Here is a 22,612-nt window from a genome sequence, read left to right as displayed (position 1 = left end):
CTCCGGCGTGGATGTCAGCTCCGCGCGCCGCCGTCCAGCCCGGCGCGCACGCCCTCCTCGACCCGCTTGCCGAGGTCGGCGTCCACGTTCTTCCAGTACTCGAAGACCCTGCTCAGCACCGGTTCCCGCACACCGCCGAGCACGTGGCCGACGATGTTGCGCACCAAACGCTCGCGCTGCGCGTCGTCGAGCACCTCGCGCACCAGCGTGCCCGCCTGGGTGAAGTCACCGTCCTCGGCGTGCTGGATGTAGCCGGCCCGCACGATGGTCGGGTCGAAATCCCAGATGCCGCCGTCGGGGGCCTGCCGGGGGTCGGCGTGCGGGCCGCCGAACGAATTCGGCGCGTACACCGGCACATTCGGCTCGTTGTAGTGGTACCGCATGGCGCCCTCCTTGGAGTAGGAGTTCACCTCCGCGGCCCTCGCCTGGTTCGGCGGCAGCTGCGCGTAGTTGGTGCCGATGCGATAGCGGTGCGCGTCCGCGTAGGCGAAGACGCGGCCGAGCAGCATCTTGTCCGGCGAGAAACCGATGCCTGGAACGACATTCGACGGCTCGAACGCGGCCTGCTCGATGTCGACGAAGTAGTTGCGCGGGTTGCGGTTCAGCGTCCACTTGCCGACCTCGATCAGCGGGTAGTCCTTGTGCGACCACACTTTGGTCAGGTCGAACGGGTTGAACCGGTAACCCTCGGCCTCCGCGACCGGCATCACCTGCACATAGACCGTCCAGCTCGGGAACTCGCGGCGCTCGATCGCCTCCCACAGGTCCTTGCGGTGGTAGTCGGCGTCCTCGCCCGCGATCCGGTCGGCGTCGGCCTGGGTCAGGTATTCGATGCCCTGGTCGGTCTTGAAGTGGTACTTGACCCAGAAGCGCTCGCCCGCGGCGTTGATCCACTGGTAGGTGTGCGAACCGTAGCCGTTCATGTGCCGGTAGGTCTTCGGGATACCGCGATCGCCCATCAGCCAGGTCACCTGGTGCGCGGTCTCCGGACGCAGCGTCCAGAAATCCCACTGCATGTTGTGGTCGCGAAGACCGTTGCCGGGCAGGCGCTTCTGCGACCGGATGAAGTCCGGGAACTTGATCGGGTCCTTGATGAAGAAGATCGGCGTGTTGTTGCCGACCAGGTCGTAGTTGCCGTCCTCGGTGTAGAACTTCACCGCGAATCCGCGCGGGTCACGCCAGGTGTCCGGGCTGCCCTGCTCGCCGGCCACGGTGGAGAACCGCGCCAGCGACTCCGTGCGCGCACCGGGCTGGAACAGCTTCGCCTTGGTGTACTTGCTGACGTCGTGGGTCACGACCAGCTCACCGTAAGCGCCCGCGCCCTTGGCGTGCACGATGCGTTCCGGCACCCGTTCGCGGTTGAACTGGGCCAGCTTCTCGATGAGGTAGTGATCGTGCAGCAGGATCGGGCCCTGCGTGCCCGCGGTGAGCGATTCGTTGTCGCTTTCGACCGGGATACCGGTGTTCGTCGTTGTCGGCTTGGTCATAGGTGACTCCTCGGCTGGTGAACATCAGTCCCGGGAGGGGCTGCCCCGGGCGGCAAGGTGTGGACCGCTACTCGGAACGGCAGGACGAGCACATTCCCCAGAAGACGACCTCGGCTTCATCGACCACGAATCCGTGCGCATCCGAAGGGTCCAGACAGGGGGCATGGCCCACGGCGCAGTCGACGTCCGCGACCGCACCGCAGCTTCGGCACACCAGATGGTGGTGGTTGTCACCGATCCGGGTCTCGTACCGCGCGGACGAGCCGGCGGGCTCGATCCGCCGCAGGATCCCGGCGCGCACGCAGGCGTGCAGCACGTCGTAGACGGCCTGGGTGGACACCGAGCCCAGCGTTTCGCGGACCGCGGCGGCCACCGCGTCGGCATCCGAGTGCGGCCGCGCGGACACCGCGTCTAGCACCGCGAGCCGCGGGGCGGTGATCCGCAAACCCGCTGCTCGTAGCCACTCTCGTGGGGTGATGCCGTTGGTGTGCATGCTTCGATTCTGACCGTTTTCTGGAGTAAGTCAAGAAAATGATCTGGAATCAGTCAAGAAAACATGCGCGGCTGGCGCGTGCCGACCAGTCGCGACGCAAGGTTCTCGACCACCGGAGGGGGCCTGCGATAGACGTGGCGAGCGTCACGAATTCGTGGCGGAATAGCTTCCGAGGACACGTGGTTGAAACCCCTGTCGGCGTCCGGACAGCCCCGGGCCGCACCCTTCGTCGCTACGAGCGACCACCCGCCGCGAGGCGCTTGTGGGACGTCGACACCCCACCGTCGGCGTCCGGACAGCCCCGGGCCGCACCCTTCGTCGCTACGAGCGACCACCCGCCGAGAGGCGCTTGTGGGACGTCGACCACGGTCGGGACACCGCATGGTGTCCGAGCTCGCGGCGCCGCCGGGTTCCCCTCGAACCCGGCGGCGCTGTCGTTTGATATCGGACGTCCAGTTTCTCGCCACACGCCCGGTCTGTTGGGGCTCTGAACCGGCAGGGGGACGCTAGCCTTTTGCGTATGGGGCGTTTCGGTGGGTTTCTGGCGGGAATCGCGGCACTTTCCCTGGTGGCGGGCCATCTCTTCGCCGGGAGCGCGGCCGCCGCGCCAGGCGATCAGATGCGGTGCGCGGTCACCTCGGGGCGCGATCTGGAACGGGCGGCACCGGAACAGGTCGGATTGGACTCCGCGAAGCTGCGCGAAGCGCTGGCCTTCGCGGCCGGTCGGAACCGATTCAACGTGCAGGTGTTCCGGCACAACTGCCTCATCGGCGAGGGCCCGACGAACGAGCAGACCGGCAACGTGGCGTGGAACATCTGGAGCTCCACCAAGAGCGTCGTCTCCTTGCTCGCCGGAATCGCATGGGACCAGGGGAAATTGGATCTCGACGCGCCGATCGACCGCTACCTGCCCGCAGGGCTCGGTGATGCGGCGCACCGATCGATCACCGTGGAGAATCTGCTCACCGAGACCTCGGGCATGCGGGTGGGTGTGCTGACCGAGGGCGTCACCGGGGTGATCCCGGTCGATCCGGACAGCGCGGTGCAGGCGCTGGGTGTGCCGCTGGACAACCCGCCGGGCACCGTCTTCACCTACAGCCAGCGCAATGTCGACCTGCTGGCCTACGTGCTGGAGCTGGCCGTCGGCGAACCTCTGCAACGGTTCGCCCAGCGCGAGTTGTTCGATCCGCTCGGGATCCTGCGCAGCGACTACTACTGGGCTCGCGACCGCTCCGGGCACACGTACGGCTACGCGCACCTGATGATCCCGCCGAACGACTTCGCGAAGCTCGGACTGCTGGTGAGCAATGACGGGCGCTGGGGCGAACAGCAGCTGGTCTCCCTCGGCTACCTGCGCAAGGCGCGCACGCCCTCGCCGACGAACGCCTGCTACGGCTACTTGTTCTGGCTCGGGAGCGGGTGCGCCGAGATCGCCGACTTCCTGCCCGACGACGTGTACGCGATGGCGGGACTCGGGTTGCAGAACGTCTTCGTCATCCCGAGCCTCGACCTCACGGTGGTGTGGACCGGCGTCTTCGGCAACGTGAGCAGCCAGGGTGTGTCCGGGGTCGTGCAGAACACCCAGGAGTTGCCCTACGAGTTCTTCCGCAAGGTGTTCGATGCGTTCGACACCCGGCCGGTGCCCGACCCGGGCCCATACGTCGAGCCGCCGCTGCGACTGGACCCCCGCCGCTTCGTCGACACGGACATCCTGATCGCGGTGTTCGGGCTCGGCCCGGCCGCCTATCCGGGGTGCAACGTCTTCGCCTGCTTGAACCGCCCGCTGGACCCGCCGTTCGCGGACACCGCGCCGGGTTGCGCCATCCTGGCCTGCCTCGGACCCGACCCGCGCACCCCGGGCATCCGCTGAACGACCTCGCGATGGCTATCCGGCCGCGGACAGATCCGTGACCCAGCCGTGCACCTCATCGGTGCGCAAGGCCGCGTGGTGACGTTTGCGCAGGGTCTGGGAGATCGGGCCGGGAACGCCGTCGGCGACCAGGCGGCCGTCGACCTCCACGACCGGCGCCGCCCCGGACGACGTTCCGGTGACGAACACTTCGTCGGCGATGTACAGCTCGGTGAGATCGACGGTGCGTTCCACCACCGGGATGCCGTCTTCGGCCGCCAAGGTCAGCACGGTCCTGCGGTTGATGCCGTCGAGGATGTCGCAGGAGACGTCGGGCGTGATCAGGGTGCCGTTGCGGACCAGGAAGATATTCGCCGCGCTGAGTTCGCAGACGTGTCCGTTGCCGTCGAGGAAGACGCAGTCGTCGTACCCGCTGTCGATGGCGTCCTGCTTGGCCAGCACCGAATTCACATAGGCTCCGTTGACTTTCGCGCGAGACGGAATCGCGTTGTCCGGAATGCGCCGCCACGGGCTGGACTTCAGGCGCATGCCGTCCTGCGGGACGATCGGCACCGCGTCGTAGACGAACATGCTGACCTGAATCGCGCAGCCGCGCACCCTGGTGCCCGGAATCGACTCGACCACGTGCACTGTCGCGCGGACGAAAACATCTTCGCGCGGAGCGTTCGCGGCGATCAATTCCACGACGGTCGCCCGGAAACGCGCGAAATCCCATTCCGCCGCGAATCGATCGATGCCGATGATCTTGCAGGATTCCTCGAGCCGGCGGAAATGGTCGTCCAACCGGAATGCCGTCCGCGCTGCCCCATCCACGTGCACCGGGAACACGGTGTAGACGCTGAGTCCGTACAACACCGCCGACGACGCGACGCCCACCGTAGCAGCGTCAGCCGCAACGATCCGGTCGCCGAGATACACATGAGGATGAGGATTCGCCATCGGCGCAGGCTAACAGCCGCGCCCGGCGACGAGCGAGACCTTTTCGGCACTCAGCCCGCGGCCAGGCGGGCGAAGCGGGCGGTGTCCATATAGTCGCGGAACAGCACCACTCGGCCGTCGCGCACGTGGACGACGTTGACGGAAGTGCGCACTCGGGCACGGCCGGATCCGGGGACGGTCATGTCGACTTCGTTCTCCACGAGCAGCACTTCGGGATCATCGGTTTCGTAGACCTGGGGATGAATCGCGTGCACTTCGATTCCGGAAAGTCCCGACCAGCGCTGTGCCAGATGCTCACGGATGGCCTCCCGGCCTTCCAAGCGGGTCGGGAACCCGGGAACCGTGAAAGGGATTTCGAAGATCGCGTCAGGGGCGAGCAGCGCGACGAACGCGTCGGCGTCGCGCGCGGGCAAGCCGCCGAACAACCGCTCGACCAACTCGCGCGGATCTCGCACGGACGAACCAGCAGCCATCACATACCTCCAATTAAGCGGAACGCAAGACCCGCTTATGATCCGGAACGTACGCCCCGCTTGTCAACAGTAGACTCGGTCCCCGTGACCGAAGCCGAGCGCCGACCGCTGCGCGCCGACGCCCGCCGCAACCGCGAGCGGGTCCTGGCAGCCGCGCAGGAAGCGTTCGCCGCGGAAGGGCTCTCGGTGCCGCTGGACGAGATCGCCCGCCGGGCGGGTGTCGGCGCGGGTACCGTCTACCGGCACTTTCCCACCAAAGAAGCGCTGTTCGAGGCGGCGATCGTGGATCGGGTGGACCGCATCATCGCGCTGGCGAGGGAACTGGCCGACGCCGCGCAACCGGTGACCGCGTTCTTCGATTTCCTGGCCCGGCTCGTGGCGGAGGGCAGCGTCAAGCGCGATCTCGCCGACGCCGTGGGCGGCCCGGACGCGCCGGAGTATCTTCGGCCGGTGCACGAGCTCAACGCGGCCATCGGCACGCTGCTCACCCGCGCGCAGCAGGCGGGTGGCGTGCGCACCGACATCGAGGTCGAGGACCTGATGCGTGTCATCAAGGGCGCCTTCCTGACCACCCACGGCACCGCCGCCACTCCCGAACAGCGCGAGCGCACCTTCGCCATCGTCTTCGACGGACTGCGTGCCCGCTGATCCGTTCCAAAGTGCCCGCCATCAGCGGCGGCCCGGTCGGCAACCAGGGCAACACGGTAGCGCGGATGCGGGAAACGACGAACGGGCCGCGGAAAACCCCACGGCCCGTTCGATCGAGAAACGACTCAGCGGTGGCCGATCAGCACCTCGGCGATCTGGATGGTGTTGAGTGCGGCGCCTTTTCGCAGATTGTCGCCGGAGATGAACAGCGCGAGCCCGCGCCCGTCCGGCACACCCGGGTCCTGGCGGATGCGGCCGACGAGCGAATCGTCGATGCCCGCCGCGGCGAGCGGAGTCGGCACGTCGACCAGCTTCACGCCGGGGGCCTTGGCCAGGATCTCCTTGGCGTGCTCCACCGAGAGCGGCTCGGCGAACTCGGCGTTCACCGAGAGCGAGTGACCGGTGAAGACCGGCACGCGCACACAGGTGCCGCTCACGGCCAGATCCGGGATGCCGAGGATCTTGCGGCTCTCGTTGCGCAGCTTCTGGTCCTCGTCCGTCTCGCCGGAGCCGTCGTCGACCAGCGAACCGGCCAGGGGAAGCACGTTGAACGCGATCGGCGCGACGTACTTGTTCGGCGCGGGGAAGTCGACGGCGCGGCCGTCGTGCGTGAGCTGCTCGGCTTCGCCGATCACCGCGCGGGCCTGGCTCGCCAGCTCTTCCACGCCGGCCAGGCCGCTACCGGAGACCGCCTGGTAGCTGGACACGATCAGGCGGCGCAGACCGGCGATGTCGTGCAGCGGCTTGAGCACCGGCATGGCCGCCATCGTGGTGCAGTTCGGGTTGGCGATGATGCCCTTGACCAGATTGCGGGTCTGCTCCGGGTTGACCTCGCTGACCACCAGCGGGACTTCGGGGTCCTTGCGCCACGCCGAGGAATTGTCGATCACCGTGACACCCGCCGCGGCGAAACGCGGCGCCTGCACCCGCGACATGGTGGCGCCCGCCGAGAACAACGCGATGTCCAAGCCGGACGGATCCGCTGTCTCGGTGTCCTCGACGACGATCTCGCGACCGCGCCAGGGCAATGTCTTGCCCGCCGACCGGGCGGAGGCGAAGAATCGCACCTCGTCGGCCGGGAAGTTGCGCTCGTCCAGCAGCTTGCGCATGACGGCGCCGACCTGTCCGGTCGCGCCGACGACTCCTACGCGTACTCCCATGATCTATCGCCCCGTTCCCGCGTGAACCACCGCGACCTCGTCGCCACCCAGGTCGAACGCCTTGTGCAGCACCTTGACCGCCTCGTCCAGCTCGGTGTCCTTGACCAGCACGGAAATCCGGATCTCGGAGGTGGAGATGAGATCGATGTTCACGCCCGCCTTGGCCAGCGCCTCACAGAAGGTGGCGGTGACGCCCGGGTGGCTCTTCATGCCCGCACCCACGAGCGAGACCTTGCCGATGTGGTCGTCGTAGAGCACCTGCGAGAAGCCGATGTCGGACTGGCGCTTGGTGAGCATCTCGACCGCGCGGGCGCCCTCGGACTTCGGCAGCGTGAAGGTGATGTCGGTCTTGCCGGTCTCGATCTTCGAGATGTTCTGCAGGACCATGTCGATGTTGATCTCGGCGTCGGCGACGGCACGGAACACCTTGGCGGCGTAGCCCGGCTCGTCCGGCAGCCCGACCACGGTCACCTTGGCCTCGCTGCGGTCGTGCGCGACGCCGGTGAGGATTGCTTGCTCCAAGGGGATGTCCTCCATCGATCCGTAAACGTAGGTGCCCTGCTTGTCGGTGTAGGACGAGCGCACATGCACGGGCACGTTGTAGCGGCGGGCGTATTCGACGCAGCGCAGCATCAGCACCTTGGCCCCGCAGGCCGCCAGCTCCAGCATCTCCTCGTAGGAGACCTGCTCGAGCCGCTGCGCGTCGGGCACGATCCGCGGGTCGGCGGTGAAGACGCCGTCCACGTCGGTGTAGATCTCACAAACGTCGGCCTGTAGCGCGGCCGCCAGCGCGACGGCGGTGGTGTCCGAGCCGCCGCGGCCCAGCGTGGTGACGTCCCTGCTGTCCTGGCTCACGCCCTGGAAACCCGCGACCAGCACGACGAGGCCCTCGTCGAGCGCGTCGCGGACGCGACCGGGGGTCACGTCGATGATCTTCGCGTTGCCGTGCGCGCCGGTGGTGATCACACCCGCCTGCGAACCGGTGAACGAGCGGGCCTCCGCGCCGAGGGAGTGGATGGCCATGGCGACCAGCGCGTTGGAGATGCGCTCCCCCGAGGTGAGCAGCATGTCCATCTCGCGGGCGGGCGGCGACGGGGCCACCTGCTGCGCGAGGTCCAGCAGCTCGTCGGTGGTGTCACCCATGGCGGAGCAGACGACCACCACATCGTGGCCCTGCTTCTTGGTCTCCACGATCCGTTCAGCGACGCGCCGGATACGCTCGGCGGTCGCTACCGAGGATCCTCCGTACTTCTGAACCACGAGAGCCACGACAGGGTCCTCCAAGATCGACAACAAACTGGTAACAGTCATTCAGGGTACCGGCCGGGGCCAGCGGTTTTGCCGCTACCTACCCGGCTTGTGGAAAAACCCACAACAGCATCACATCCCGATCACCCGGCGCGGCCCCGCGCGCATGAGGGACGATGTGCGGATGAAGAGCACGCTGCTCGAGGTGCGGACCGGCCACACCGAGGTGGTACAGGACATCACGCCGCAGTGCGCGGCCTTCGTGCGCTCGGCGGGCGGCGACGGGCTGCTGCACGTCTTCGTGCCGCACGCCACCGCGGGCATCGCGATCATGGAACTCGGCGCGCGCAGCGACGACGATCTGCTGGCCGCGCTGCGCGATCTGCTCCCCGCCGACGACCGGTGGCGGCACGCGCACGGCTCGCGCGGGCACGGGCGCTCGCACGTCATGCCCGCCCTGATCGCGCCGTACGCGACCGTCCCGGTGCTCGGCGGGGAGCTCGCCCTGGGCACCTGGCAGTCGATCGCGCTGGTCGATCTCAATGTCGACAACCCGGACCGCCAGGTGCGGCTGTCCTTCCTCACCGACGCGGGCTGAGCCGGGCCGTGCCGGGGTGACCTTCCCCGAAGACCGGCCGTGCCGGTCAGGCCCGGGTGAACCAGCTGACCTGTACGCCGTTGCCGAAGGCCAGGCGCTCGGTCGGCTGGAACAACGTCGGGCGGAAGTCACCCGTGAAGCTCGCCACCCCGGCCCCCGCGACGACCGGATAGCTCTTGATCACGAGTTCATCGATCTCCTCCAGCAGCGCGGCCGCGAACTTGCCGCCGCCCGCGAGCCAGATGTCCAAGCCGTCCCGCCGCTTCAGTTCGCGAACCAGTTCCACCGGATCGTGTTCGACCAATTCGACCGTGGGGTCATCGATATGACCGAGCGTGCGGGATGCCACGTACTGCTTCATGTGGGCGTACGGGCTGGTCACACCGATGGCCAGGGCCGGTTCGTAGGTGCCGCGGCCCATGATCAGCGTGTCGAACTTCTGATTGGGCGCGTCCACAGCGAGGCCGAAGTGCGGCCGTGCGTGCGTGGGCAGCGTCTCGGGGTACTCCGAGCGCAGCCAATCCGCCATGTCCTCGGCCACGGGATAGAAGTCGATCTCCCCATTCGGCCCGGCGATATAGCCGTCGAGGGAAACGCCGACGAAATAGACAAGCTTCCGCATACCGCCCCAATCAATTCACTCCAACTGTAGCGGTTTGAACGTAGTACTACATTCGGAGTGGTGTCAAGGCGCGCGCGAATCGGAACGGCAACAGGATCGTGCCGATGCCGGAGCGGGAGCCCGACCAGCGCGGATGGGCGACACGGATGCCGCACACGTTCCGAAGCGGTTGTGACGCGCACCACTGACGTTCGATAATGGGGCGATGATCGCACATGTAGGAGATCGACTCTGCGTGCACGGACACGTGGTGGGAGAAGTGGATCACCTGGCCGAGATCATCGAGGTCCGCGGACCGGACGGGACGCCGCCCTACGTGGTGCGCTTCTCCGACGGTCACGAGTCGCTGGTGTATCCAGGGCCCGACGCGATCGTCGAGCCCGCTACGTCGGAATGAACGTCGCGCCGGGCCGGGCGCTGGACGGCCTCGCCTCCGCTCGGCCCGGCGCGCGCAAATGAAGAACTCCGTCCACCGCGCCGGTCAGGCGCGTCGCTCGATGCAGCGGGTCAGCGCGAAGGCCAGGATTCCCGCGATCAGCACCTTGCCCGCCGTCTCGATGATCGCGTTGACGTCCACGGCCGGGTGCCAGGTCAGCCGACCGTCGCGAAGCACGTAAGCGCCGACCGGCTTGGCGCCTACGCCGAACGCCACGCCTTCACCGGAGCCCTCCCCGTCGGCGCCGTTCCCGGCACCACCACCTCCGCCACCGCCGCCCCCGACCGAGGCGGCGGGAATGACTATCGCTCCCCCGGATTCGTACGGGTCGCCGTACACCCGGCGCACCGTGATCGCGTCCCGCGCCTGCGCCAGCAGTTCAGCGTATTTCATGACATCCTCCCGCCCGTACCGACGGCGCCGGATACCGGCGCCCATTCGGATCCGATGGTAGGCGCGCGGACCGCGGCCGAGCCCATCCTTCCGGACGGAAGTTGTTCCCGCGGTTGCCGATCGCCGATCTCGAGCAGATAACGGCACGTTGCCCGGGTAACCGAGATGTGGTCTGGCACAGTCAGGTTGACGAATCGGACAAAACGCGGAGACAATCGGCCGACTTGTCCATCCGGGGGTCGGAGGTATGCCATGCGCACCAAAACGGATATCCGATTCTTCGTCGATACCGATCCCGATCAGGTCATGGACGCTCTGACGGACGTCGAATCGCTTCCGGAATGGTCGTCCTCCTACAGCGACGTCCGGGTCGCGACTCGCGACGCACGGCGCAGGCCGCGACGGGTGTTCCTCAAGGCGGAGCTGCTCGGCAGTTCGGATTTGCAAGTGCTGGAATACGATTGGACCGACGACCGATCTTCCTGGACCGTCGCCGACAGCACCAGGGGCGTGCGGGGCGGCGGGTTCTTCGAGGTGTCCGACAGCGTCGACGGCACGCACGTCTGGTACCACGTCGAGCTCTATCTGCCCCTCCCGGTTCCCGGATTTCTGCTCAAACGCACTTTCCGCAAGGCCAACGAGGTGGTCGTGGAGTGCTTCATAGATTTCGCCGAGCGGTTCCCCGAAACGGAGACCTATCAACCCGTATAGCCGGACGGCTGCGCTCTGCGCGAAATCGGCCGCCGGGCGAAGCAGCGAACCGGCGCGGTATCGATCGGGGTGCGACGATGGGCGCATGATCGGTTCCAAACGGGTGCGGTTCCAGCCGATGGCCGAGGGCGCGTCGGTGACCCAGCTCGAGCTGTTCTTCGACCTGGTGCTCGTCTTCGCGTTCACCATGGTCGCCGGCTTGGCCGCGGGGGAAACCAGCGCCAAGAACATGCTGCGCGCGCTGCTGGTGCTCGCGGTGATGTGGTGGTTGTGGATCGCCTATTCGTGGCTGGGCAACGTGGTCCGCGCCGACGAAGGCATCGCGCGGGTGGGGATGTTCGCCGCCATGGGCGGCGCTTTCCTCGCCGCGCTGACCATCCCGGAGGCATTCGAGGACGGACCGGGCGGATGGTTCGGCCCGCTGGTGTTCGCCATCGCCTACCTGATCGTGCGATTGGTGCACCTGGGGATGTTCTGGCTGGCCAGTTCCGAGGATCCGCAATTGCGCGGCCAGCTGCTGCGCTGGGCGCTCGGTTCGATCACCCTCGGCACCTCGCTGCTGGTGGTCGCCGCGCTGACCACCGGTCGGGTGCAGATCGCGCTGTGGATCGCGGCGATCGCGGGCGACTATCTCTGGACGCTGTTCGCGGGCACGGATTGGCGATTGAACTCGGCCACCCATTTCGTCGAGCGATACGGGCTGATCATCATCGTCGCGCTCGGTGAGTCGATCGTCTCGATCGGGATCGGGGTGGCCGGCCTGCCGATCTCCTGGCCGATCGCGCTCGGCTCGCTGCTCGGCCTCGCCATTTCCGGCCTGCTGTGGTGGGCGTATTTCGACGTCGCCGCCCTGGCGGTGGAGCACGAACTCGTCCACGCCGAGGGCAAGCGGCAGATCAAGATCGCGCAGGCTTGCTACACGTTCTGGCATTTCCCGATGATCGTCGGGATCATCGCGCTGTCGCTGGGGCTGAAGAAGGTGCTCTACTACGTCGGGGACTCCTCCCACCACACCCTGAAGGACGCGTTGTACGGGATTCCGCTCTACGCCCTCTACGGCGGCGTCGTGCTGTACCTGATCGCCCTGGTGGGGTTCAAGCACTACGCCACGCGCACCGTCACGGTGCCCCGCGTGGTCGCCGTGGCGGTGCTGCTGGCGCTGATCCCGGTGGCCTGCGCCCTGCCCGCACTCGCCTCGCTGGCCCTGCTGTGCGGCGTCTTGATCGCGCTGATCGCTTGGGAGACCGTGCGTTTGGCGCAGCCGCGGGAGGCCATCAGGCACGCGGTTCCCGAGTGATGCGATGCCGCACGCAGTCCTCGTCGGCGGTGGGCCCGTACGCCGACGGCGGCACCCGGACGCCGTCGCGGACCGCGTCGCGGATCTGATCGATGTTCTCCCGCAGCACGTCGGCGACGAGCTCGTCGGTGCGCGGATCCTCCAGCACCTGGAACACGATGCGGAACGTGGTGTCGGCGATCAGCCGGATGATCTCGTCGTGGAACGGGATGTAGCGCACCCGGCCCGCCTGCGGGTCCTTCTTGATCAGCTCCAGGATCATCTCGTCCAGCTCGGCGCGGTTCTCCTCCAGGGCGGCCGCGATGTTGCGGGTGTAGTGCCCGGTGCGCAGCACCTCCGCCACCTCGTCCATCACCGCGATGGTCATCGGGCGGCGGATGGTGTCCACGATGGTCGCCACGAACCGGTTCACCACCGCGGCCGTCACCCGGTCGCCGAATACGCGATCGGCCACCCGTGCGAGCCGGACGCCGATCACCACGATCCGCAGTAACCGGAAACCGCGGAAGAACGGGCTGGTCACCGGGATCATGCCGAGGACCTCGTACCAGTAGACGAACGGGAACGTCCACGGCCAGCCCGCGCGGCGCCAGCGCCACAGGAACTCGACCGCGAACACTCCGCACAACGTCCAGTCGACGACCACGACCACGTGATAGGTGTGCCCGGACACCGGGAAGAAGGTGATCCACGCGACCAGCGCAACAGAGACGACGGCCAGCGCCAGCATCACGAAATCGGTCCACAGCATCGGCGGCTTGCGCGGATAATCCTGCTGCTCCGGCGTTTCCCGCAGACCGTAGCGCTCGACGGCGGAATTCTCGATGCCCGAGTGGGGAGTGGGAGCGGACACTGCGGATCCCTTCGACGCCGAACGGTGCCGCCGACATTAGTACGCGGAAAGCACGCTCGGCACAGTTGGCGATACCCCCGGAACCGCACCGGACGGACGAACGCTCCGTCCGGCGCGGGCGTGCTCAGCGACCGCCGCGAACGATCGCCTCGATATTGCGTTCGGCCAGCGCGGCGATGGTCAGCGAGGGATTCACCGTTCCGGTGCTGCCCGGTATCGCCGCGCCGTCCATCACGTAGAGGCCGGGGTGACCGTGCACCCGGCCGTAGCCGTCGGTCGCCCGCCCCAGCACCGCTCCACCCAGCGGATGCGCGGTGAACAGCGCGTTCGCGTCGTAGCCGAGGGCGCCGTACTCGACCAGCGCGTCCGCTCGTTCGGCGATCCGGTGGTCGACCGCGCGGGCCGCCGCCACCGTGTCATCCCGGTTCTTGACCGACCAGGTCAGCCCGACCTGGTTGGTCGCCCGGTCGTAGCCGAACCGGGTGCGGGTCGGGTCGAGCACCATGCCGAGCGAAGCGAGCGCGCCGGTCTCGAACGGGATGCCCGGGATGTACCAGCTCTCCAGGGTCAGCGGCACGTCGGACTCGTGGAAGATCCGGCTCGCGCTCGGCACGCCTTGGCCGTGACCGGCCAGCGCGCTGGCGCCGCGGGCGAGCACCACGTCGCCGTTGGTGCCCCAGCCGTCGCCGACGTGTTCGTTCAGGTTCGGCAGCGCACCGGTGGCCTGCGCCCGGACCAGCAGTTCAGAGGTGCCGATCGACCCCGCGCCGAGGAAGAGCCGATCACAGGTGAGGGTGCGGGTGGCCAGCGCGTCACCGGTCGGCGAAAGCTTCGTCACGGTGACCGCGTAGCGGCCGCCGGATTCCTGCGCGATGGCCTCGACCCGGTGACCGGGGAAGATCCCGCACCGGCCGGTGCCCTGCGCGTACGCCAGGTAATTCTGGTTCAGGTCGAACTTGGCGCCGTTCGAGTTGCCCAGATTGCTGCGGGCCGCCGTGGCGGAAGCCCTGCTGGCGCCCGCGAGTTCGGCGCGCAGGATGTCCCAGTTGAAGATCGAGTCGTTCGCCTGGGGCTCGTAGCCGGCTTTGCGCACCTGATCGTCCCAGGCGCGCGAGTGCGCGAACGGTGAGGAGTTGTAGATGTCCGCGGGCATCGGGCTCAACCGCAGCATCTCCCGCACGCGCGGGTAGTAGACGCGCTCCATCTCGCCGTAGTCGACGGTGCCGCCGAAGACGTGATCGAAGAAGCGGCGCTGCGGGGCGATCATGGTTCCGCTGAAGATCACCGAGCCGCCGCCGACCGCGGCCGCGCGCCAGACGTCGATGCCCGGATATTCGGTGCAGTCCAGCACGCCGCCGAAACTGGCGAAACGCATGGGCACCTTGGTGACGCCGGTGAAATGCGTGCGGTGCCAGAAGCCGCGGCCGTCGGGCAGGTCGTCGCCGGTGAAGATCTCCCGCCACGGGTCGTTCGGCCAGCGGGAGCCGCGTTCCAGCACGGTGGTGGGGATTCCGGCTTCCGCCAAGCGCAATGCGGACACCGCGGCGCCGAAGCCGGAGCCGACGACGATCGCGGGCGAATGCTCCGGCGGGTCGGGAATGGGGGCGAAGATCTCCGGCACCCAAGCGCGGAACAGGGCCTCCCACATCGGGTCGGCGGACGCCACACTCGTCCCCGCCATCGTCCCCGCAGCACCGAGCAGGGCGGCCGTGCCCGCCGCCTTGAACAAGGCACGTCTACGCACCGGTCACCTTCCATCATCAGGCTTAGCGTGCGCAGATTACCGGTATTCCCGATTTGTGAACAGATATCCGTTTTCGCTATCGACCGAACGGCAGCTCGTCGAGGCGGCACGTCGCCCCGGGGGCCGGTAGCTGCAGGTCGACGAGATAACGCTCGCGCAGCTTCCGGGTGCATTCACCGAGCGGGGTGTGCCCGTACCCGTCCTCGACGACGACCAGCCGGGCGTTCACCAGTTCCTGCTGCGCCCGGCGCGCGGCGCCGAGCGGGGTGACCGGGTCGAATCGGTTGTTCATCAACAGAGCCGGGGTATCCGACCGCAGGATCCACGGCCCGGTGTACCGCTGCGCATACCCCTCGGGCGGTGCGGGCCAGAAGGCGCACGGTTGGTGCAGCGCCAACCAGAACGCGCCGTAAGTGGGGCTGATGCCCGCGAGATCCTTTGCCATGGCGGCCCATTGACCGGGATCGCGTGGAAAGGCGTTGTCGGCACAGGAGATCGCTGTATAGGAGTCGAGAAAGTCGTCCGGTTGCGCGGTGGCCGAGAAGATCTCACCCACCGCGTCAGGGTTGCCCGCCGGTCCGCGCTCCAGTTCGGCCAGCAGTTGGGCCAGGGCTGGCCAGCCCCGTTCGGGGTCGTACAGCAACAGCGCATGCGACGACAGCACCTCGGCGTAGGTGACCGTCCGCGTCCGGCCCCCGGACCCCACCACCAGGGGCGCCTCGCGAAGACGTTGCAGCACAGCGTCATTGCGCGCGCGGAGATCGGCGGGGCGGGCGGGTTCGCCCGCGCCTGCGCCCAGGACGGCGTCGCTCCGCGCCGCGAAGGCGCAGCGCTCCGGGCCGGCGTCCGCGCACAGCCGCAGGAATTCACCGAGTACCTCCTCGGTGCCCGCCGCGGTGTCCGCGACGGCGCTTCGCGTGTCGTTGGTGTACGCGTCCGGGTCGATCATCGACGCCAAATGCAACGCGCGCACCCGGTCGCCGAACAGCGCGCCGTACACCTGACCCAGGTAGCTCGCGTAGGAACCGCCTTCGTAGGTGAGCTGCGCATCGCCGACAGCTCGGCGCAGCAGGTCCAGGTCGCGCGCCGCGTCGACGGTGGTCAGGTGTCCGAGCAGCGCGCCGCCGTGCGCCGCGCAACCCGCGGCGAGCTCGCGACTCGCCGCGTCGGCCGCGCGCTCCTGTTCAGGATTCGCCGGTGCCAGCCACGTGCCGGACCAGAATCGGCGCTGCTGCTCGGTGTCCGCGAAGCACCGCACCTGCCCGCTGCGGCCGACGCCGCGCTGGTCGAAGGTGATCACGTCGAAGCGGCGTGCCAGTTCGCCGCCGAGCAGTTCTCCCTCCGCCGCCCAGCGCAGTCCCGACCCGCCGGGACCACCGACGGCGGAGAAGAGGGTGCCGATTCTCCGTTGCGCGTCGGTGGCCTGCTGACGCACCACCGCCAGCCCGAGGGTCGGCCCGTCGGGGCGCGCGTAGTCCACGGGGACCTGCGCGGTGGCGCACTGGAATCGGCTCAGCCCCGGGTCCGCGCACGGGGCCCAGTCCAGCCGCGGTGTCGGCGCGGCGTCGGCCTGTGCGACCAGCTCCGCGACCGCGGACTCGTGTCGGCTCGGCGGTCCGCCGCAGCCGCTCAGCACGGGCAGCAACGCGACGGCGATGACGATCTTCCAGCTGGGCACGGCACTCATCCTGCGGCCCGCGCGGGGCCGCCGTCGTCACCCTGAGGATTGACATCCGACCCTGAGATCGCCCGCAGCACTACCCCGGCACCCGGTGCGGGCGCGCCGTCGATTCCCCGCCGCGGTTCGGGCAGACCCCGCGCGACTCGGCGTCGCACCGAGCGCGGAAGGCGCGCTCGTGGCCGCGGATCCGAGCCGGGCCGTCGGCGGCTCCACAGCGCTCGCGCCTCATGCGCATCTCCAGGGCCACTCGCCGGCTATCTAGGACGTCACCAAGCGGATCACCGCGATCAGGCCGACAACGACGATGACCGCGCGCAACAGGGTGGGCGGCATCCGCCTGCCCAACCGTGCGCCGAGCTGCCCGCCGATGATCGAGCCGAGCGCGATCAGCACGACGGCGCGCCAGTCCACGTCCGCCACGACGATGAAGATCACCGCGGACACCGCGTTCACGATCAGGGCGAGCGCGTTCTTCGCCCCATTGAGGCGCTGGATGTCGTCGTGCACGAAAACGCCGAGCAACCCGATCAGCAGCACGCCTTGCGCGGCGCCGAAGTACCCGCCGTAGACGCCGGCGGCGTACACCGCGGCGAACAGGATGGGTCCGCCGTGCGCGGGCGCCGGGGCGCCGTCGTTCTCCCGGCGGCGTTTGACCCAGCTCGCCAGCCTCGGCTGCACGACGACCAGCACCAAGGCCACGAGAATCAACACCGGCACGATCGCCTTGAACGCACCGGCGGGCAACACGAGCAGCAGCACCGCCCCGGTGATGCCGCCGAGCAGCGACGCCGTGCCCAGGCGGAGCAGCCGGTCGCGCTGGCCCGCGAGTTCGCGGCGATACCCGTGCACGCCGCTGATCGAGCCCGGGACCAGGCCGATGGTGTTGGACACATTCGCCGTCACCGGCGGGAGGCCGAACGCGAGGAGAACGGGGAAGGTGATGAGCGTGCCGGAGCCGACGATCGTGTTGATGCCGCCCGCCGCGATGCCCGCACCGAAGACGGCCAGTTGCTCCAGCCAGGTCATAGCGAATCCTTCGACGTGTCCACTGCCGGACCGAACGGTAGCGTTGTCGTCGGATGACCCGACGAAGGGACCTCCCTTTCCGGCCTACTCGCGGCACGGTAAACTCGCGGACATCATGCAGCGGGCACTTCTTCTCGACCGCCGCGACGGGGTCTGATCGGACCGGCTCCCGTCGCGGGGTATTGCCGCGCCGGTCGACCCAGCCCATTGGGAAAAACGACATCCTCGGGAGAACCGCCCATGTCCCCTGCTGACGCATTCGTATCCGGCGCGCGCACGATCACCGCGCCGAGCAAACCCGCCCCCGCCGACCAGCCCGGCTGGAACAGGCAGAAGAACTCCTCGATGCCGACCTTCCGTTACCGGCCGTTCGCCGAGGAGGTCGAGCCGATCACGCTGCCCGACCGCACCTGGCCGGACAAAGTCATCGACCGGGCCCCCGGCTGGTGCGCGGTGGACCTGCGCGACGGCAACCAAGCGCTGATCGATCCGATGAGCCCGGCTCGCAAGCGCCGCATGTTCGACCTGCTGGTGCGGATGGGTTACAAGGAGATCGAGGTCGGCTTCCCGTCCGCGAGCCAGACCGATTACGACTTCGTCCGCGAGATCATCGAGGACGGCGCGATCCCCGACGACGTGACCATCCAGGTGCTGACCCAGTGCCGCCCGGAGTTGATCGAACGCACATTCGAAGCTTGTGCCGGCGCGCAGAACGTCATCGTGCACTTCTACAACTCGACCTCCATCCTGCAGCGGAAGGTGGTGTTCCGCGCCGACCGCGAAGCGGTGAAGAAGATCGCCACCGACGCCGCCGCGCTGTGCCTGGAGATCGAGCAGCGTTACCCGGACACCAACTGGCGTTACGAGTACAGCCCGGAGTCCTACACCGGCACCGAGCTGGAATACGCCAAGGACGTGTGCGACGCGGTGTCGGCGATCATCGCCCCGACGCCGGAGAAGCCGCTGATCATCAACTTGCCCGCCACCGTGGAGATGGCCACCCCGAACGTCTACGCCGATTCGATCGAGTGGATGAGCCGCAACCTGGCTCGCCGGGAGTCGATCGTGCTGTCATTGCACCCGCACAACGACCGCGGCACCGCCGTGGCCGCCGCGGAGCTGGGCTACCAGGCCGGCGCCGACCGCATCGAGGGCTGTCTGTTCGGCAACGGCGAGCGCACCGGCAACGTCTGCCTGGTGACGCTGGGGATGAACCTGTTCTCCCGCGGCATCGATCCGCAGATCAACTTCTCCGACATCGATGAGGTCCGCCGCACCGTCGAGTACTGCAACCAGTTGCCGGTGCACGAGCGGCACCCGTACGGCGGCGACCTGGTCTACACCGCGTTCTCCGGCAGCCACCAGGACGCCATCAACAAGGGCCTGGACGCGATGAAGACCGCGGCCGACGCCGCCGGGGCGGACGTCGACGACATCGTCTGGGAGGTGCCCTACCTGCCGATCGATCCGAAGGACGTCGGTCGCACCTACGAGGCGGTCATCCGGGTCAACTCGCAGTCCGGCAAGGGCGGCGTCGCCTACATCATGAAGACCGACCACGGGCTGGCGTTGCCGCGGCGGTTGCAGATCGAGTTCTCCCAGGCGATCCAGAAGATCACCGACGGCGAGGGCGGCGAGGTGACGCCCAAGGAGATGTGGGACGTCTTCCACGAGGAGTACCTGAGCCCGATCCGTCCGCTGGAGCGGATGCGCCAGAAGGTCACCGCATCGGAGACCGACGGCGGAGTCGACTCCATCGTGGCGGTGGTGAAGGTCGACGGCGTGGAGCAGGAGATCACCGGCAAGGGCAACGGCCCGCTCGCGGCGTTCGTCGACGCGATCGCCGCGGTCGGCTTCGACGTCGAGGTGCTGGACTACTCCGAGCACGCCATGTCCGCGGGCGACGACGCGCAGGCCGCCGCCTACGTGGAGTGCGCGATCGGCGACCGAGTGGTGTGGGGCGTCGGCATCGCCACCTCGATCACGACCGCGTCGCTGCGCGCGGTGGTGTCGGCGGTGAACCGGGCGCACTGACCGGGCATTCCGGCAGGATTCGATCGGGCGTCGCGACGGTTCCACCGCGCGGCGCCCGATCTCGCTGGGGCAGACGGGTTGTGGCGGCGTACCGCTCCCAGGTGCGGCATGCCTACCGCGACACGGCGTAGCGAACCCCGTGCTAGCGTGGGATTCGCACTCCAAGCGCCGAGCTCTCTGCTCGAACTCCCGAGCAGATGGGGGAACCGTGACAACTAACGACCACAATCCGACCTCTCCGCCCTGGCTGCAGAGTCATTCCGTGGATACGGCCGAAGTCAGCGACGCGGAGTCAGCGGCCATCGACCCGTCGGCCGAGCCGATCGGCGGCGCGGAAGCGAAGGAAACCGACGTGACGGATGGGCCTGCCCAGCCCGACGCACAGCCCGAACAGCCGGAGCCGCAAGGTTCGTCGGAGCAGACCACGGCCTACCCCCAAGCCGCCGCACCGGCACAGGCTTGGGCGCCCCCGCAGGCCGGACCGGCCGAGCCCTACGGCTCGTACGCCCCGCCGAGTCCGGGTGCGTATCCCCCGCCCTCGCCTTTTCCGGGTGAGCCGTTCCCTACCGGCGCATTTCAGCCGCCGTCGAGTCACAGCGGTAGCCATCCCATAGCCACACCGCCGGACGGACCCCATCCCGGTTACGGGGAGTACCGCCAGGAGATCGGCGGCGACGGCTTGGTCCGGCGGGTGCCCGTGGATTCCGCGCAACCCGAAGCCGCTGCGCCGCAACCTGATCAGCCCAGCGGACCCATCTACAGCTGGGCGCCGCCACCCCCGCCGGTGACCCATCAGCCTCCGCCTCCCCCTTACCAACCGCCGCCTCCGCCGCCGATCGGGCAACCGCAGGTGCCGAGCTGGCAGGGCGGTCCGCCGCATCAGTCCGCGCCGCCGTTCCAACCGCAGCATGTGCCGCAGCCCGGCCAGCCGGGGCATTCGGTCAACGACCTGAATCTGCTCCGGCGGGCTCGCAGGGCGCCGCGCAGCGGTTGGCGCCGTGCGGTGCACAAGGCGTCCGGCGGCATGATCAACCCGGGCGAGTCGGCGGCGGACATCGTCTACCAGGACCTCGTCGACCGGGTGAACCAGCCGGTGCGCGGGGATTACCGGATCGCGATCCTCTCGCTCAAGGGCGGCGTCGGGAAGACCACCACCACGGTCGGTCTCGGCTCCACCTTCGCCTCGCAGCGCGGCGACCGGGTCATCGCGATCGATGCCAATCCCGACCTCGGCACGCTCGCCCACCGGGTGCCGCGGCAGACCCGCTCCACGGTGCGCAACCTGCTCGAGGATCAGCACATCACCAGGTACTCCGACGTGCGGGCGCACACCTCGCAGGCGCCGAGCCGCTTGGAAGTGCTTGCCAGTGAGCAGGACCCGGCGGTCTCCGAGGCGTTCAGTGAAGCGGACTACCGCAAGGCGATCGGCATCCTGCAGTCGTTCTACAACATCATCCTGACCGACTGCGGCACCGGCCTGATGCACTCCGCGATGGCGGGCGTGCTGGATATGGCCAGCTCACTGGTGCTGGTCACCTCGCCCGCGATCGACGGCGCACGCAGCGCCTCGGCCACGCTGGACTGGCTCGACCACCACGGCTACGGCAAGCTCGTGGAGCGAACGGTTGTGGTGGTGAACGCTTCCCGGCGCGGCGCGTCCACCGTCGACCTCGACCAGCTGCGCAAACTGTTTCTCGATCGCACCCGCGCGGTGCAGGTGGTGCCGTTCGACGACCACCTCGCCGAGGGCGCGGAGATCGATCTGGAACTGGTGAGCAAGCCGACGCGGCGGGCGCTGCTCGAACTGGCGGCCATGGTCGCCGACGACTTCGGCTACGTCAGCTCGCAGGCTCAGCATCCCTACCGGCATCAGCCGCCGCCGGGATTCTGATCGGTCCTCGATTCGGTACCGCCGTCCGGAGTTATGCCCGTGCGGCGGTGCCCTTTCCGTGCGCCGTCCCGGAATCGGCTGCCACCAGCGCCGCGGCGGATTCGAACGCCGTGAGCACGGCCGCTATCGCCGGACGGGCATCGGCGCGGGGCCGGGTGGCCAGCTCGTACATCCGGGCGGCCCGCACGCCGGACAACCGCAGCACCGCCAGGTCTGGGTGGGCCACCGCGTAACGCGGCATGAGCGCGACGCCGTAGCCGGTGGCGACCAACGTCTCGATGACGCGGAAATCGTTGAGGCGCTGCGCTATCCGCGGCTGCACGCCGGTCACGGTGGCGATCGAGCGCAGCACGTCGTCGACGGGAAAACCGCCCCGCACGCTCAGCCAGGTCTCGTCGGCCAATTCCTCCGGGGCGACGGCCGAGCGGCCGGCCAGCCGGTGCGTCGGCGCCGCGACGACGTCGATCGGCTCCCGCATGAGCACCCGGGTGGCGACGCGCGGGTCGGTGATCGGCGCGGCGCGCTCGTCGCGATGAGTGAGGACCACATCGTAATCGGCGAGTAGTCGCGCCACTTCCGACGGAGGCACGTCCTCGTCCCGTGCGACCACGTCGACTCCGCTGTCCACCATGCCCGGCAGCACATGCGGCAGCAATAGCGCGCCGCCCGAGGGGAACACCGCGACGCGGACCCGCCCGCGCGGCGAGCCGCGATAGTGCGCCATCTCGGCGACCGCGCGATCCATGGCGGCGAGCACTTCGTCGGCGCGCACCACCAAGGCGCGTCCCGCGTCGGTGAGCCGGACCCGCCTGCCGTCCGGTTCCAGCAGGGCCACGCCCGCCTCCCTGGCCAACACCTTGAGCTGCTGGGAGACGGCGGAAGGCGTCATCGACAGCGCCGCGGCGACGGCGGCCACAGTGCCGCGATCGGCCAGTTCACGCAGCACGCGCAGCCGCTCCAACGCCATCGGGGAGCCGGGGGCGACGGGGGCGAAATCCATTAAGCAAA

The 22,612-nt window shown here is 68.5% G+C and carries 22 protein-coding genes; 8 read left to right on the top strand and 14 right to left on the bottom strand.

Features of this window, described 5'->3' with window-relative positions:
- Positions 1 to 14: 14 nt before the first annotated feature.
- Positions 15 to 1,487 (bottom strand): catalase, encoded by a 1,473-nt coding sequence (locus QMG86_RS33345; protein WP_281876875.1) that lies wholly within the window; start codon positions 1,485 to 1,487, stop codon positions 15 to 17.
- A 67-nt stretch (positions 1,488 to 1,554) separates the two neighbouring features.
- Complete coding sequence (locus QMG86_RS33340; RefSeq protein ID WP_281876874.1) at positions 1,555 to 1,980, bottom strand: Fur family transcriptional regulator; 426 nt, start codon at positions 1,978 to 1,980, stop codon at positions 1,555 to 1,557.
- 520 nt (positions 1,981 to 2,500) lie between these two features.
- On the opposite strand from QMG86_RS33340, the gene QMG86_RS33335 reads away from it, so the two are divergent.
- Complete coding sequence (locus tag QMG86_RS33335; RefSeq protein ID WP_281876873.1) at positions 2,501 to 3,850, top strand: serine hydrolase domain-containing protein; 1,350 nt, start codon at positions 2,501 to 2,503, stop codon at positions 3,848 to 3,850.
- Between the two features lie 15 nt (positions 3,851 to 3,865).
- Here QMG86_RS33335 and QMG86_RS33330 read toward each other — a convergent pair whose 3' ends face one another.
- The gene (locus tag QMG86_RS33330; protein WP_281876872.1) at positions 3,866 to 4,789 is read right to left on the bottom strand and encodes an aminotransferase class IV; all 924 of its coding nucleotides are present in this window, start codon (positions 4,787 to 4,789) and stop codon (positions 3,866 to 3,868) included.
- Between the two features lie 50 nt (positions 4,790 to 4,839).
- Positions 4,840 to 5,262, bottom strand: coding sequence for a nuclear transport factor 2 family protein (locus QMG86_RS33325; RefSeq protein ID WP_281876871.1), 423 nt, complete (start codon positions 5,260 to 5,262; stop codon positions 4,840 to 4,842).
- Between the two features lie 84 nt (positions 5,263 to 5,346).
- Here QMG86_RS33325 and QMG86_RS33320 point away from each other — a divergent pair, with 84 nt between their 5' ends.
- Entirely contained in the window at positions 5,347 to 5,910 is a 564-nt protein-coding gene (locus QMG86_RS33320; RefSeq protein ID WP_281876870.1) for a TetR/AcrR family transcriptional regulator, read from the top strand.
- A gap of 125 nt (positions 5,911 to 6,035) precedes the next feature.
- Here QMG86_RS33320 and QMG86_RS33315 read toward each other — a convergent pair whose 3' ends face one another.
- Together QMG86_RS33315 and QMG86_RS33310 are read right to left on the bottom strand one after the other, a co-directional pair.
- Positions 6,036 to 7,070, bottom strand: a complete 1,035-nt coding sequence (locus tag QMG86_RS33315) for an aspartate-semialdehyde dehydrogenase (protein ID WP_281876868.1) — start codon at positions 7,068 to 7,070, stop codon at positions 6,036 to 6,038.
- A 3-nt stretch (positions 7,071 to 7,073) separates the two neighbouring features.
- The gene (locus QMG86_RS33310) at positions 7,074 to 8,339 is read right to left on the bottom strand and encodes an aspartate kinase (protein WP_159844434.1); all 1,266 of its coding nucleotides are present in this window, start codon (positions 8,337 to 8,339) and stop codon (positions 7,074 to 7,076) included.
- A gap of 163 nt (positions 8,340 to 8,502) precedes the next feature.
- Here QMG86_RS33310 and QMG86_RS33305 point away from each other — a divergent pair, with 163 nt between their 5' ends.
- On the top strand, positions 8,503 to 8,916 hold the full coding sequence (locus QMG86_RS33305) for a secondary thiamine-phosphate synthase enzyme YjbQ (RefSeq protein WP_281876867.1): 414 nt from the start codon (positions 8,503 to 8,505) through the stop codon (positions 8,914 to 8,916).
- Positions 8,917 to 8,962: 46 nt separating this feature from the next.
- Here the strand turns inward: QMG86_RS33305 and QMG86_RS33300 are convergent, their stop codons facing one another.
- On the bottom strand, positions 8,963 to 9,538 hold the full coding sequence (locus tag QMG86_RS33300; protein ID WP_281876866.1) for a dihydrofolate reductase family protein: 576 nt from the start codon (positions 9,536 to 9,538) through the stop codon (positions 8,963 to 8,965).
- A 205-nt stretch (positions 9,539 to 9,743) separates the two neighbouring features.
- Here QMG86_RS33300 and QMG86_RS33295 point away from each other — a divergent pair, with 205 nt between their 5' ends.
- Positions 9,744 to 9,935: a DUF1918 domain-containing protein gene (locus QMG86_RS33295; protein WP_039794508.1), complete on the top strand. Its 192-nt coding sequence runs from the start codon at positions 9,744 to 9,746 to the stop codon at positions 9,933 to 9,935.
- 84 nt (positions 9,936 to 10,019) lie between these two features.
- Here the strand turns inward: QMG86_RS33295 and QMG86_RS33290 are convergent, their stop codons facing one another.
- Positions 10,020 to 10,367: a sporulation protein gene (locus tag QMG86_RS33290; protein ID WP_281876865.1), complete on the bottom strand. Its 348-nt coding sequence runs from the start codon at positions 10,365 to 10,367 to the stop codon at positions 10,020 to 10,022.
- Positions 10,368 to 10,619: 252 nt separating this feature from the next.
- Here QMG86_RS33290 and QMG86_RS33285 point away from each other — a divergent pair, with 252 nt between their 5' ends.
- Together QMG86_RS33285 and QMG86_RS33280 are read left to right on the top strand one after the other, a co-directional pair.
- A complete protein-coding gene (locus QMG86_RS33285) occupies positions 10,620 to 11,078 on the top strand; it encodes an SRPBCC family protein (RefSeq protein WP_281876864.1) in 459 nt (152 codons plus the stop codon).
- Between the two features lie 85 nt (positions 11,079 to 11,163).
- Positions 11,164 to 12,375, top strand: coding sequence for a low temperature requirement protein A (locus tag QMG86_RS33280; RefSeq protein WP_281876863.1), 1,212 nt, complete (start codon positions 11,164 to 11,166; stop codon positions 12,373 to 12,375).
- Here the strand turns inward: QMG86_RS33280 and QMG86_RS33275 are convergent.
- The 5 genes from QMG86_RS33275 to QMG86_RS33260 all read right to left on the bottom strand — a co-directional run bounded on the left by QMG86_RS33275 (position 12,353) and on the right by QMG86_RS33260 (position 17,679).
- Positions 12,353 to 13,228 carry an ion transporter gene (locus QMG86_RS33275; protein ID WP_434086141.1) on the bottom strand — a complete coding sequence of 292 codons (876 nt, stop codon included), beginning with the start codon at positions 13,226 to 13,228 and terminating at the stop codon, positions 12,353 to 12,355. The genes QMG86_RS33280 and QMG86_RS33275 overlap by 23 nt on opposite strands.
- 124 nt (positions 13,229 to 13,352) lie before the next feature.
- Positions 13,353 to 14,972, bottom strand: a complete 1,620-nt coding sequence (locus QMG86_RS33270; protein WP_281876862.1) for a GMC oxidoreductase — start codon at positions 14,970 to 14,972, stop codon at positions 13,353 to 13,355.
- A gap of 76 nt (positions 14,973 to 15,048) precedes the next feature.
- Positions 15,049 to 16,659 carry an alpha/beta hydrolase gene (locus QMG86_RS33265; RefSeq protein WP_281876861.1) on the bottom strand — a complete coding sequence of 537 codons (1,611 nt, stop codon included), beginning with the start codon at positions 16,657 to 16,659 and terminating at the stop codon, positions 15,049 to 15,051.
- Positions 16,660 to 16,729: 70 nt separating this feature from the next.
- A complete protein-coding gene (locus QMG86_RS33670) occupies positions 16,730 to 16,882 on the bottom strand; it encodes a DUF1272 domain-containing protein (RefSeq protein WP_350356359.1) in 153 nt (50 codons plus the stop codon).
- A gap of 29 nt (positions 16,883 to 16,911) precedes the next feature.
- Positions 16,912 to 17,679: a sulfite exporter TauE/SafE family protein gene (locus tag QMG86_RS33260; RefSeq protein WP_281876859.1), complete on the bottom strand. Its 768-nt coding sequence runs from the start codon at positions 17,677 to 17,679 to the stop codon at positions 16,912 to 16,914.
- A gap of 240 nt (positions 17,680 to 17,919) precedes the next feature.
- Between QMG86_RS33260 and leuA the strand changes: the two genes are divergently transcribed.
- Together leuA and QMG86_RS33250 are read left to right on the top strand one after the other, a co-directional pair.
- Positions 17,920 to 19,713 (top strand): 2-isopropylmalate synthase, encoded by a 1,794-nt coding sequence (leuA, locus tag QMG86_RS33255; protein WP_281876858.1) that lies wholly within the window; start codon positions 17,920 to 17,922, stop codon positions 19,711 to 19,713.
- Positions 19,714 to 19,975: 262 nt separating this feature from the next.
- Complete coding sequence (locus QMG86_RS33250; RefSeq protein WP_281876856.1) at positions 19,976 to 21,604, top strand: MinD/ParA family ATP-binding protein; 1,629 nt, start codon at positions 19,976 to 19,978, stop codon at positions 21,602 to 21,604.
- Positions 21,605 to 21,635: 31 nt separating this feature from the next.
- Here QMG86_RS33250 and QMG86_RS33245 read toward each other — a convergent pair whose 3' ends face one another.
- A complete protein-coding gene (locus QMG86_RS33245) occupies positions 21,636 to 22,571 on the bottom strand; it encodes a LysR family transcriptional regulator (RefSeq protein ID WP_281881268.1) in 936 nt (311 codons plus the stop codon).
- Positions 22,572 to 22,612: the final 41 nt, after the last annotated feature.

Origin of the sequence: Nocardia sputorum (assembly GCF_027924405.1) — a bacterium.
In the GTDB taxonomy this organism is placed as follows: domain Bacteria; phylum Actinomycetota; class Actinomycetes; order Mycobacteriales; family Mycobacteriaceae; genus Nocardia; species Nocardia sputorum.
Note: the sequence above shows the minus strand (reverse complement) of the source record. Positions and strands in the feature narration are given on the sequence as shown.

Bases quoted from the DNA above. Each gene is read 5' to 3' on its own strand.
- QMG86_RS33260 (WP_281876859.1), bottom strand. From the start codon at position 17,679: ATGACCTGGCTGGAGCAACTGGCCGTCTTCGGTGCGGGCATCGCGGCG.
- QMG86_RS33340 (WP_281876874.1), bottom strand. From the start codon at position 1,980: ATGCACACCAACGGCATCACCCCACGAGAGTGGCTACGAGCAGCGGGT.
- QMG86_RS33315 (WP_281876868.1), bottom strand. From the start codon at position 7,070: ATGGGAGTACGCGTAGGAGTCGTCGGCGCGACCGGACAGGTCGGCGCC.
- QMG86_RS33330 (WP_281876872.1), bottom strand. From the start codon at position 4,789: ATGGCGAATCCTCATCCTCATGTGTATCTCGGCGACCGGATCGTTGCG.
- QMG86_RS33245 (WP_281881268.1), bottom strand. From the start codon at position 22,571: ATGGCGTTGGAGCGGCTGCGCGTGCTGCGTGAACTGGCCGATCGCGGC.
- QMG86_RS33285 (WP_281876864.1), top strand. From the start codon at position 10,620: ATGCGCACCAAAACGGATATCCGATTCTTCGTCGATACCGATCCCGAT.
- QMG86_RS33335 (WP_281876873.1), top strand. From the start codon at position 2,501: ATGGGGCGTTTCGGTGGGTTTCTGGCGGGAATCGCGGCACTTTCCCTG.
- QMG86_RS33670 (WP_350356359.1), bottom strand. From the start codon at position 16,882: ATGAGGCGCGAGCGCTGTGGAGCCGCCGACGGCCCGGCTCGGATCCGC.
- QMG86_RS33300 (WP_281876866.1), bottom strand. From the start codon at position 9,538: ATGCGGAAGCTTGTCTATTTCGTCGGCGTTTCCCTCGACGGCTATATC.
- QMG86_RS33265 (WP_281876861.1), bottom strand. From the start codon at position 16,659: ATGAGTGCCGTGCCCAGCTGGAAGATCGTCATCGCCGTCGCGTTGCTG.
- QMG86_RS33290 (WP_281876865.1), bottom strand. From the start codon at position 10,367: ATGAAATACGCTGAACTGCTGGCGCAGGCGCGGGACGCGATCACGGTG.
- QMG86_RS33345 (WP_281876875.1), bottom strand. From the start codon at position 1,487: ATGACCAAGCCGACAACGACGAACACCGGTATCCCGGTCGAAAGCGAC.
- QMG86_RS33295 (WP_039794508.1), top strand. From the start codon at position 9,744: ATGATCGCACATGTAGGAGATCGACTCTGCGTGCACGGACACGTGGTG.
- QMG86_RS33325 (WP_281876871.1), bottom strand. From the start codon at position 5,262: ATGGCTGCTGGTTCGTCCGTGCGAGATCCGCGCGAGTTGGTCGAGCGG.
- QMG86_RS33305 (WP_281876867.1), top strand. From the start codon at position 8,503: ATGAAGAGCACGCTGCTCGAGGTGCGGACCGGCCACACCGAGGTGGTA.
- leuA (WP_281876858.1), top strand. From the start codon at position 17,920: ATGTCCCCTGCTGACGCATTCGTATCCGGCGCGCGCACGATCACCGCG.
- QMG86_RS33280 (WP_281876863.1), top strand. From the start codon at position 11,164: ATGATCGGTTCCAAACGGGTGCGGTTCCAGCCGATGGCCGAGGGCGCG.